Annotated in this window: 5 protein-coding genes; all 5 read right to left on the reverse strand. The window is 46.5% G+C overall.

Annotated features, from left to right (window positions below):
- On the reverse strand, positions 1 to 293 hold a 293-nt coding region (locus Q0236_RS08505; RefSeq protein ID WP_297916891.1), incomplete at its 3' end, for a formate hydrogenlyase maturation HycH family protein.
- Positions 290 to 1,114 (reverse strand): NADH-quinone oxidoreductase subunit B family protein, encoded by an 825-nt coding sequence (locus tag Q0236_RS08510; RefSeq protein WP_297916893.1) that lies wholly within the window; start codon positions 1,112 to 1,114, stop codon positions 290 to 292. The genes Q0236_RS08505 and Q0236_RS08510, both read right to left, overlap by 4 nt.
- Positions 1,111 to 1,650, reverse strand: a complete 540-nt coding sequence (locus Q0236_RS08515; protein WP_177386902.1) for a formate hydrogenlyase complex iron-sulfur subunit — start codon at positions 1,648 to 1,650, stop codon at positions 1,111 to 1,113. Before Q0236_RS08515 ends, Q0236_RS08510 begins: the two co-directional genes overlap by 4 nt.
- Positions 1,647 to 3,383, reverse strand: coding sequence for an NADH-quinone oxidoreductase subunit C (locus tag Q0236_RS08520; RefSeq protein ID WP_005871901.1), 1,737 nt, complete (start codon positions 3,381 to 3,383; stop codon positions 1,647 to 1,649). Before Q0236_RS08520 ends, Q0236_RS08515 begins: the two co-directional genes overlap by 4 nt.
- Positions 3,384 to 3,385: 2 nt before the next feature.
- A partial coding sequence (locus Q0236_RS08525; RefSeq protein ID WP_297916894.1) for a proton-conducting transporter membrane subunit occupies positions 3,386 to 4,305 on the reverse strand: 920 nt, incomplete at its 5' end.

Raw genomic sequence — 4,305 nt, forward strand, 5'->3', positions numbered from 1 at the left:
TCCTTAAGCTTACATTCGCAAAGCTGCGGTATGAGCTTCGCAGCGTGCTCGGCGAAAATTTCGATCTCAAAATACTTGCTTAAATTTCCGATTTTAAATTTAACGTAATCGCCGGAATTCTGGATGATACGGTTAAATTCCTCATCGCTGATCTCAAGCACCTTTTCGCTAAAATCGATCGTGCCTACGCCGTGACCGACGCAGGTAGAAAAAACCTTGATCTGCTTTAGCTCTTTTGGCAATTTTTCGTTTTCGTCCATATGACGCTTCGTAAGCTTAAAAACCTGAATCATCGCTTGCTCCAAACCTCTTTTTCCGCATCGATCTTAAATTCCTCTCCTGCATTAGCGTATTTTAGATATACGTCGTTATGCAGGATCGCCATACATTCGGCATATCTCGGGTCTTCCTCTGCATGGATTGCTTTAAGCATCGCTTCGCACGAAATTTCCGGATTATGCACGTCTGAGGAGCCTTTGATCGCGTCCATATATTTCGCGAATAAAACTCTTCCAAAAATATAGCTCATCAGCCTCTTAGCTTCGGCTTGTAGATCGCGCTCGAATAGGATATTTCCCATAACGGAGCTTTCAACTGGTGGCGGAAGCGTGCTGTCTTGCTCGTAGCTTTTTTTGTGAAGTTTTTGATCTATGATGCCAAGCGCCATGCCAAGCCCATAGATAATGCTAGCAGGATGCGGAGGACAGCCCGGGATATATACATCTACCGGGATAATCTTATCGATACCGCTCCAAACGCTATATGCGTCATGGAAAATTCCACCCGTGCTTCCGCAGGCTCCAAGAGCTACTACGATCTTTGGATCAGGTGCAGCCTCATAAGCGCGAAGCAGCGGATAATACATCTGGCGAGTAACCGGACCGGTGCAGACTAAGATATCTGCGTGGCGTGGGTTTGCGACTAGTTTAAAGCCAAAACGCTCCGGATCCCACATCGGCGTGATAGAAGCAAAAATTTCGATTTCACAGCCATTGCAACTTCCGCAGTCGATACGATAAACGCTGAAGCTTCGTTTGATATTTTTCAAAAGCTCCAATTTTGCGGTTAGATCGTTTGCGTTTTTAATATTTTCGGGGACTTGATACAAACTCATTTTATTGCCTCCTCTATACCTTTGGTCACTCTTTCGACCGCTTGAGCTTTTTTGCATTCAGGACAGATATAGAGATATTTTTTAGCTTCTTCTAATCTGCCTGGGAGCAAATTTGCAGTACTTAGCTTTTCTAGCGTGTAATTGATGAGCCTTTTTGGGGTCATCGGCTTGCCGCAGCAGCTGCATTTCTCCATCTCAAGCTCGCCGTGTTGGATAAGCGCGCTTTTATCAAATTTTACCGCTAGCTCAAAGCTATTGCCTAGCCTTACCGCTCCCGTAGGGCATACTTCGTCGCAGCGACCGCAAAATATGCAGCGTCCGCAGTCAAATTCCCAAATAAGCTTGGTTTGAGCTTCATTCATCTTAAGCTCAATCGCATTAGATGGGCAGGCGATACCGCATGCAGCACAGCCTATGCAAAGCTCATAGGTGTATTCAGGCTGCCCGCGAAAATTCTCGGGCACGATGTATGGCTCAAACGGATAAGCATAGGTCGCCTTACCATATTTTTCGGTAATGTCGAATAATTTCATCATCTTAAATCCTTTTTGCTAACCTTGCCGTCTTGGCAAAATTTCTTAAGGTCTTTTTCGGTTAGAATTTTACTCTTTCCGCTATTAATATCGACTAAAGTTACGCGCTCGGTGCATGAGTAGCACGGATCCATCGAGCATACGATTAGCGCCGCATCGGAGATGTTATTTCCGCGGAATTGAAATCTTAAGCTCGGCCAGTTGTTATACGTAGCGGCGCGACATCTCCAGCGGTAAACCTTCTGAGCGTTTCCTTGCATGATCCAGTGGACATTTTCGCCGCGTGGCGCTTCGTCGTGACCTAAAGCGTAGTTTTCCGGTCTGATCATAGTCTGTGGATCGATCATTATCGGAGTTTGCGGCATTTGATGCAAGCACTGCCTGATGATGTGGATCGATTGTTTAAGCTCTTTATATCTTACGACTTCGCGGCTGAATACATCGCCACCGTGCTCTACGGCTACTTCGAATTCTATCTTATTGAAGAAATCATAAGGATGATCGTAGCGGTTGTCGCGTTTAAAACCGGAAGCTCTCATATTTGGACCTACCGGGCTAAAATCACGCGCCACTTTGCGATCTAATACGCCCACACCCTTCCAGCGACCGATTTGGCGTTTATCCTCCATAACGGCGTCCCAAATTTCAGAAATTTGAACATCAAGTTTATTGATGATCTCGATGCTCTTGCGAATTTCATTATCGGTCATATCGCGGCGAAGTCCGCCCATAATTACATTGCCGTAGGTCTTGCGGCCGCCGGTTACGAGCTGAGCTAGCTCCATGGAGTATTCGCGCACCCTAAAGATATGCATGAAGGCGTTGTAGTTACCCGTTACCTCGCAGGCTAGACCGATATTTAAAAGATGGCTGTGAAGGCGCTCGATCTCAAGGCAGATGACGCGGATGGCTTGCGCACGAAGCGGAATTTCAAGCTTGATGGCTTTCTCTGCTGCTTCAATACACGCAATCGCGTGAGCGTAGCCGCAAATTCCGCAGACGCGCTCTGCTAAATAGCCCATCTGATCGTAATTCATTCGGTTTTCAGCTAGCTTCTCCATACCGCGGTGTTGATAAAATAAGCGGTAGTCCGCATCGATAATCTCATCGCCGTCGCAAAATAATCTGAAGTGTCCCGGCTCATCGCTCGTTACGTGAAGAGGTCCAAGTGGAACATCTACTACGCCGTCGCCGCTAGGAAATAAAAACTCTGCATTGGGCTCGTCTTTATGATCTACAGGATCGGGCCTATAGCGATAGTCCATTGCGTCTTTGCGAAGTGGATGAAGCCCATCGGGCCAATCGTCGCTTAACACCAAACGACGTTTATCAGGCAAGCCTTCGGCGATTAAGCCGAACATGTCGAAAGCTTCTCTTTCGTACCATACGCAAGCAGGCACTAAAGGAGTAACCGACGGGAATGTCGGATCCGATCCGGGAATTAGCGTCCTAACGGTGATGAAGCATTTATCCTCTGCGGCGAAATCCTCCGCTTCGGTCATTTTGCCACCTTCCATAGATATCGCATAGTAAAGCGCGAAATTTCCGTTTAACTCGCGTTCATCGTTAGGGATCATCGTGCTGATAAAACCGCCGATGTCATAATATAGCGTCTTAACCGCAAGCGGCAGATCATTTCTATCCACTAAAACGGTGATTTGATCCTCGGCTTGGCGGGTAACTTCTAAGACCTTGACTTTGGTCTTTAAAATTTCTATAAATTTATCGCCTCTCATTTTTAACCTCTCATCATTATTCTAACGCCGTTTTCGACGAGCATCCAAAAATCACCTACGTGCCATACGCCGAAAATTATCACTAAAGCGCAAAGCAAGATTAGCGGTAAATTTTCAAACAAGCTCATCTCTTTAGCATAAACCACTTCACCTTTAGGCGTACCGAAGCTCGCTAGATTAAAGTGCGCGAAGTCCGCGATGAAAATAATTACGAGCGCGATCGCAAATAACGCTACGGCTATGTATTGACCGCTGGCTATCGCGCCTTTGAAAACGTTAAATTCGCTCACGAATATCGCAAACGCAGGAACACCTACGAGCGAGCAAACCGCAGCGCCAAACATTATCGTAGTAAGCGGAGCGATTTTTACCATGCCGCCCATTCTAGTCATATCTTTGTGACCGTAAATTCTAGCGATATTACCGGTAGAGCAGAATGCAAGAGCCTTGGTAAAGCTGTGAGCTAAGCAGTGAAAGATCGCGGCAAGCAAGCCAAAATATCCGCCGATGCCTAGTGCAAATGCAATAACACCCATATGAACAACCGAGTGGTAAGCAAACATCCTCTTTACATCGTGCTGACGAACGAGGAAAATTCCTGCTATAAATAGCGTGATCGTGCCCGAAATCAGCATAACCGATTGAACGAAGCTAAAATTTACGGCTTGGGCTGTGACGGCATAGTATCTAAATATCGCTAGCATCGCACATTTTAAAAGCACACCCGAAAGTAGCGCCGAAATCGGAGCCGGACCTTCTGCGTGAACGTCAGGAAGCCAAGTGTGAGTAGGAGCAAGTCCTGCTTTGGTTCCAAAGCCGATTAGAGCGAATATAAAGATAAGCTTAGCGGCATCGCCGTTTAAATTTTTGGCATTATCCATAATGCTCGTCCAAAGCATCGAAGCCTCGCCGTCGCCCTTGA

Origin of the sequence: uncultured Campylobacter sp. (assembly GCF_938031315.1) — a bacterium.
Classification (GTDB): domain Bacteria; phylum Campylobacterota; class Campylobacteria; order Campylobacterales; family Campylobacteraceae; genus Campylobacter_B.

Excerpts from the sequence above, each read along its gene's own strand:
- Q0236_RS08515 (WP_177386902.1), bottom strand. The coding sequence starts at position 1,650 with ATGATGAAATTATTCGACATTACCGAAAAATATGGTAAGGCGACCTAT.
- Q0236_RS08510 (WP_297916893.1), bottom strand. The coding sequence starts at position 1,114 with ATGAGTTTGTATCAAGTCCCCGAAAATATTAAAAACGCAAACGATCTA.
- Q0236_RS08520 (WP_005871901.1), bottom strand. The coding sequence starts at position 3,383 with ATGAGAGGCGATAAATTTATAGAAATTTTAAAGACCAAAGTCAAGGTC.